General features: G+C 46.3%; 6 protein-coding genes and 1 pseudogene. All 7 read right to left on the bottom strand.

The window, feature by feature from the left end:
• A pseudogene (locus tag QW71_RS35345) lies at window positions 1-340 on the bottom strand (hypothetical protein); the annotation flags it as partial.
• Window positions 341-356: 16 nt separating this feature from the next.
• Window positions 357-1,358 carry a flotillin-like protein FloA gene (floA, locus tag QW71_RS35340; RefSeq protein ID WP_039310446.1) on the bottom strand — a complete coding sequence of 334 codons (1,002 nt, stop codon included), beginning with the start codon at window positions 1,356-1,358 and terminating at the stop codon, window positions 357-359.
• An 87-nt stretch (window positions 1,359-1,445) separates the two neighbouring features.
• A complete protein-coding gene (locus QW71_RS35335; RefSeq protein ID WP_039310444.1) occupies window positions 1,446-2,816 on the bottom strand; it encodes a nodulation protein NfeD in 1,371 nt (456 codons plus the stop codon).
• A 205-nt stretch (window positions 2,817-3,021) separates the two neighbouring features.
• Window positions 3,022-3,681, bottom strand: a complete 660-nt coding sequence (locus tag QW71_RS35330) for an ABC transporter ATP-binding protein (RefSeq protein ID WP_039310442.1) — start codon at window positions 3,679-3,681, stop codon at window positions 3,022-3,024.
• Between the two features lie 5 nt (window positions 3,682-3,686).
• Window positions 3,687-4,973, bottom strand: coding sequence for a hypothetical protein (locus QW71_RS35325; protein WP_039310440.1), 1,287 nt, complete (start codon window positions 4,971-4,973; stop codon window positions 3,687-3,689).
• Window positions 4,970-6,028 (bottom strand): ABC transporter permease, encoded by a 1,059-nt coding sequence (locus QW71_RS35320; protein ID WP_039310438.1) that lies wholly within the window; start codon window positions 6,026-6,028, stop codon window positions 4,970-4,972. The genes QW71_RS35325 and QW71_RS35320 overlap by 4 nt, the downstream gene beginning before the upstream one ends.
• Before the next feature lie 89 nt (window positions 6,029-6,117).
• Window positions 6,118-6,522: a hypothetical protein gene (locus QW71_RS37530; protein WP_052770571.1), complete on the bottom strand. Its 405-nt coding sequence runs from the start codon at window positions 6,520-6,522 to the stop codon at window positions 6,118-6,120.
• Window positions 6,523-6,656: the final 134 nt, after the last annotated feature.

Below are 6,656 nucleotides of genomic sequence, written 5' to 3'. Positions count from 1 at the left end.
TGGACATCCCTTCGCCTGTCTCATAGTCAGGCGAAGGCAGCTCTGGCCGCTCCGGCCACGCCGGCGAAGCATCGTACCCCCGCTCTTCCGGCGCAGGATCAGGCCGGCCCGAATCCCCCCGGCGCCCGCCGGGCTCCGGAAATCCGCTGCCCGGCCGTTCAGGGCGTCCGCTATCCGCTGTCCGGGCGGGAGCACGGGGGCGTCGTAACGGATTGCCTTCGCCCCCGCCGCCGCCAAAGGTAGGCATGCCGCCGCGCGGGGCGGACTTGCCTTTATTTTTGTTCCAGTTACTGATGATCGCGATCACCGCAATGACCACGATGTAGAGTATGCTGCTCATGGGAAATCACATCCCTTTATTTGTGGGGCGGACGGCTGCTGTCGTCCCCGTCGTTTAATTTACCGAGGGAGCCGCGCATCTGCGTGTCGGCCTCAATATTTTTGAGATTCATGTAGTCCATTACACCAAGCTTGCCGGAGCGCAGCGCTTCGGCCATCGCAAGCGGTACCTGGGATTCGGCTTCAACCACCAGCGCCTTCATCTCCACCACCCGGGCCTTCATCTCCTGCTCGTGGGCGACAGCCATGGCTCTGCGTTCCTCCGCTTTGGCCTGGGCGATGCGCTTATCCGCCTCCGCCTGCTCGGTTTGGAGGTACGCGCCAATATTCTTCCCAACATCAATATCCGCAATATCTATAGACAGAATCTCAAAAGCCGTACCAGAGTCCAGACCCTTGGACAATACCGTCCGCGAGATGGAATCGGGATTCTCCAGCACATCCTTGTGCGAATCACTGGAGCCCACTGTAGTTACGATCCCCTCGCCGACACGGGCAATAATCGTTTCTTCACCGGCGCCGCCGACGAGACGGTCGATATTGGCCCGGACGGTTACCCGCGCTTTGACCTTTACCTCAATCCCGTTCTTGGCCACAGCCGCAACAATCGGAGTTTCAATGACCCGCGGGTTAACGCTCATCTGAACCGCCAGCAGCACATCGCGTCCGGCCAGATCGATAGCTGCAGCACGGGTGAATTCCAGCGGAATATCCGCTCTCTGTGCCGCAATCAGCGCATTAACTACCCGGTCTACATTCCCTCCGGCAAGGTAGTGGCTCTCCAGCTGGTTGATATTCAGACCCAGCCCTGCCTTGGTCGCCTTAATCAGCGGATTGACAATCCGGCTTGGCGTTACCCGGCGCAGCCGCATCGCTACCAGCGTAATAATGCTGATTCGAACGCCCGATGCCCAGGCCGACACCCACAGCATGACCGGGAAGAAGCTGAAGAAGACGCTTAGTACAATGATCACGACAACCGCGATCAGCAAAAAAGTAATCATAGATGCTTCCATCATACGCTTTACAACCTCCGTTATTTTTTGGGATTAACCTTATTTCCATACAGTATTACACGTTGCTGCCAGCTCATAACAGAGGTACAGCTATTTCACGGATTCCTTCACGACCACCCGGCCGCCTTCGACCTTTACCACCGAAATAGCGGTTTGCGCGTCGATGAATCCGCCCTCTGTCACCACATCAATCCGCTCGCCGCCAATGGTGGCAGTTCCGGCCGGGCGCAGCGGAGTTACGCTGATTCCAGAAGCTCCGATCAAACTCAGCTTCTCCGTCACAGGCACAAACCCCTGCTCTTTGGTGAGGCTATCCTGAAGAATGAACCTGTTCCAGATCCCCCGCTCCTTGAAGACCACAGCCACAATCACAATCACCACTGCCGCTGCCGAAAAAGCAATGCCCAGACTGAACATCGCATGCGTAAAGCTGTAAGCAGCTCTTACAACACCCGCCACAAGGCTGACGGAGCCAAGCAGCCCCAGAATACCAAAGCTTGGCACAAACAGCTCGAGCACCAGCATTACGAGTCCCAGAATGAACAGCAGCAAGGTCTCTGCCCCGGCGAAGCCAGCCACATAGTTCCCGAAGAAATAGAGAGCAAATGCCAGCGTCCCGATAATTCCGGGCACCCCAAAGCCGGGCACCAGCAGCTCAATGAACACCCCGGCGATGCCGACGAAGAGCAGAATCGTCATAATAACCGGATTCGTCAGAAAATGCGACATTTTCTCCGCACCGGTATGCTCAACGCGAAAAATGTCATCTGTAGAATAACCCAGCCAAGAAATGGCCTCATTGGCCGTACCCGCAATACGGTCGGCATAACCTGCCTGGAGCGCTTCCTCACTGCTCAGAGCGATGATCTCTCCCTGCTCCTTGGCCACGCCAAGTTCGGGCTTATTCACCACCAGGTTGATATCCATCATCCCTGCAGCCACTTCCGGATCACGCCCGTTCAGCGATGCGGCTCCTACCATCTTGGATTTCCAGTAGGATACCATTTTTGCGTCATCCACGCTATTGCCATTCCTGTCTACCAGTGAAGCGGCACCGATCATACTGCCCGGCTTCATGATAATGGCGCCAGCATTAAGCGCTATGTAACTGCCGGCGGAAGCGGCGTCACCTTTGATGTAGGCCGCGGTAGGAATTTTACTGTCCCTGACCATATTGCCGATTTGTTCAGCTGAATCCACCCGGCCGCCCGGAGTGTCAATCTCCAGCACAATCAGAACCGCGCCGTAATTGGCAGCCTCCTGAAACCCGCGTTCCAGAAAGCTCTGCAATCCGCGCTCAATCTCCTGATCCACCGGAATGATAAACACAGGACCGTGTTTGCCGGCGGTAGCTGACGAAGAAGGGGATGTCTCTGCCTGTGCTTTGGTGGACAACGGTATCAAGAGCAGCAGCAAGACGGCAGCAATAGCCAAAGCGGCGATTTTTTGAAGTTTTCTCAAATAGTGAACCCTCCTATCTTCCGAAATTACAACTGCATGTAACCCATAGTACGTCAATTCCGGAATTACGTTTCAATCGAATCGTACAACTCTATTTCTCAATATTCCGCCACGTTTTAGACAAATTGAAAAGACAACACTAAGCAAATGCTTACGCCTTGTCTTTTAGTATTGCCAGATTAACTTGTACAGCCCGATTAAGTAATTAGATGCAGTTCCCATTATTCATATAGAATATCCGGTCGCAGCTGTCAGCAACTTTCTGATTATGCGTTACTATAATTATTGTTTTCCCTTGCTCGTTTAACATTTTAAACAGCCTTAGAATGTCATCTTCGGTTTCTTCATCCAAAGATCCTGTGGGTTCGTCGGCAATGATTACTTTAGGTTCTTGAATAACTGATCTTGCTATGGCAACCCGTTGTGCTTCTCCTCCGGACAATACTTCTACCGAACTGAATCCCACCTCGCTAATATGAAGGGCGGCAAGCACAAATGAAACCTTTTCCTTAATTTGAGCTTTAGAGTGTTTGCTGTACTGTAATGGCAAAGCAATGTTATTAAAGACATTCTTACTACTGATAAGGACTGAGTTTTGAATAATATAGCCGATATTACGTTTTCTAAAATCCGCAGCCTGGGCAGCATTCATTGCCAGTACATCCGCATTGTCAAAATGATAACTTCCACTATCTGCTTGATCTAGCCCCGCCAATATATTCAACAGTGTGCTTTTGCCGGATCCGCTTCTGCCCATGATAGCTACCATCTCGCCGGCATGGATTTCCAAATTCACGTCTTTAAGCACAACATTTTTTCGGGACCCCAGTAAAAAGGATTTCTGCAGATGAGAAACTTTAAGCACTTTCTTCACTCCATCCGTTTTAAATATTTATTGAAATCAATATGTTTAAACCACCATATAATCGTAAGGGCTGATAAAAGCATCAGGCTTAGCATTATACCAGCTATTACTAAAATAAATAACAATAACGAGTGGCCTATTAAGAACTTATAAGCCAGCACAACTAAAATACCCGGTAAAAAAACAACAAGTACGAGTTCAGTTAAATAGTAAGTGAGCAATTGATTCATTGTTGCCCCAGAAATCAAGTGAATCATCATATTTTTTAGTTGCTGCTGCATTTTCTCTATTATCAATATCGAGATGCTTATAGCGCAAATAACATAAATTGCACTGGCTACTACTGACAACCACTTGCTGCTTATCTGAAATGTAGCAAACAGGTATTTCAACGGAAGCTTCTGAGCTCCGAGTATTTCCGTTGCATGGAAATCAGATATATACTTCACTTCTTCAAGCTTATTTACGATTGTATATTCATCATCCATACTAAAAATATGACCATTGACAATCTGCATATAATGTTTCTTTAGAAATGAAAAATCCTCTGAACTGGAGGGAGCTTGAAAAGTTTGTGCCGGCATTACAATATAACGGTCCAAAAACATTTCCGGAAATTGCGAATTAAATACCATTGTATTCGAGCGAAGAAATCCTTTTACAATTAATTCAAAATCCTTCATCAGATAATTCGCCTTGATTACATCACCAATTTTGTACTTTGGCTTGTATTCTGCACCAAGCAAGACCGGAATGGTATGACTATCTGTGTTGTGGAAGTCTTCCTTCTCAAATGGCACCCCATTTTCGACTTCCACTGCATATTTCTCAAAGGCATGTGAGTTCATTTGAACGGCTTTGGAAGCATAATAGGGACCATTGCCGAACATAGTGAAAGGTTTACTTTCTCTGCCCTCTTCATATGCATACAGAAATTTCGGATCCCACTCAACTGCCTCCGGCAATACGGCTATAGCTTGATTGAATAAATAAATATATTGGTCATCAAAGCGTTCATTTAAGTTCCGGTACAGATTGCTTGCATTCACCAGAAATTCCGGCTGGTTGGTGTATTCCTTCAGAGCCTCATCTTCGAGCAGAGTATCCGAGAGTTGATAGTCATTCATCTCAGACAAGGAACTGACCTCAGATGATTGTTCTTGAATGGTTGAAAACTGCACAAAGAGGAGTGAAATCACACAATAAAATATGAGAAGCTGTATGAGGAGCAGAGCTGACAATGTTTTTTTTCGAAACAGGCTCTCCTTAACTTCACTTAAGATCATTCTCATCTATAAGTTTTTCCTTTCAACGTTATCCGTTTGACCATTTGGACGTAGAATACCCCCGCAGAAATTGCAGCAGATAGTAGAACAGCTAATAACCCAATCACTAACCCTTGTGCGAATAGGAACAATGAATTCCAATTGAAAGACAGTAATTGCTTAAAGAACAACGCGCTGCATGCTGCAACAAAGAGATAACAACCAAGCGCTACAGAAATGTAGGAAATCAGCAACCGCCTTCCGATCACCTGAAACCGAATACCGCATTGCCAAAGAACCGTGATCTCATTTCTCTTCCTGTTCATCCAATATCCAGCACAAATAGTACTCGTACTCAACAACAAAATGAAGGCGAGAAAAGAAAGCATTAATTGCTGCCCCCCCATATTCATTGCCCGGACAGAACCGCCGCCCCCCCGGTCAAACGTGTACACAGGCATATCCCTTTCACGGAAGGGAATTTCCCCTTCAGAGGTAATTGGACTATGCGCAATATTCATCACATACACGGTTGAATCCATTGAATAATCTGAAATCACTGAGTCAAGATTTACAAATACTGTATCATCTATCTTTGACGAATAGGAGGCCCCCATGATCCCAATGACCTTATAATTCCTTCCTGCAAAAGGATAATACAACTCCCCCTTCTCTTCCAGCAGTTCAGTTTTATCTATATTTTTGCCAATTACCGCCAGATTCTGATTCGTGTAAAAATCAGTATCGTTAAAGTATCTGCCGTCGGCAAGTGGCGGATAATAAGTGCTTTTGTTAAAATAAATGGCTAGTATCTCTTTCCAACTGCCGTTATTTTCAACAGATCCAAGTTCAGAAAATATTGTATAATCCTCGGAAGTATCGATTTCACTCCAGTTAATTTCAGCTGCCTTTTCTTTTAAGGTGAAAAATATACTATTTTCGTTATATAAGCTTCTTGATAACAGGTTCAATTCAGTTTGTTTGACTTGATAGTAATTGAAGACAATAACAATCAAGCTAAATAAAATATAAAAAACAACAATTAATAGAGTATTTGTATTGCGCAACCGGTACTTTTCCATGTCCCATTACCTTCTTTACGAAATAGAGAGATTGCCGTAATAGAACGGAGCAATCTCTCTTTTCTCAAATTATCAAACTTTATTATTGCCTATCCGTCTTTGCCATAATAAGTTTTTGCCAGCCAAGCCGCATCTGCATAAGGGGACACCGCTGAAGTATCGACATATCCCCATTGCCTGCCGCTGTCTGTCACATCAAGTGAATAGGGTCCCTCCATTCTTGCCCGGGAATAATGATAAGTATCTTTCCACCAAGTAGTGCATGCTGCCCTTTCATGACCCCACTGGTTTTTTTCTACCCAGCCGTCATGGATCATAACCACTTCCGCAGCCGGTGAAACTCTTGAGCTGCTTGTTGAAAAATAGCCTTCTTCTTCACTCCATCCTCCGGAAACAGAACTGTCATTCAAACTCGTTGTGGCCAGTGCAGATCCAGAAACTCCGAGTAAAAGTGTAAATCCCGCAATAATAGGAACCAAGATTTTTTTCTTCAACTCTATTCCTCCTTTATCATTTTGATTAATTTTCCAGGTTCTATATGTACATTACACAAAGACTACAAGATCACATAAATTCATATTTTTATACGAAAATAAACGTAGGCTTTAGTAGGCATGAGCTTAGCATG

It is taken from the genome of Paenibacillus sp. IHB B 3415 (assembly GCF_000802655.2).
Taxonomy (GTDB): domain Bacteria; phylum Bacillota; class Bacilli; order Paenibacillales; family Paenibacillaceae; genus Paenibacillus_AQ; species Paenibacillus_AQ phytohabitans.
Note: the sequence above shows the minus strand (reverse complement) of the source record. Positions and strands in the feature narration are given on the sequence as shown.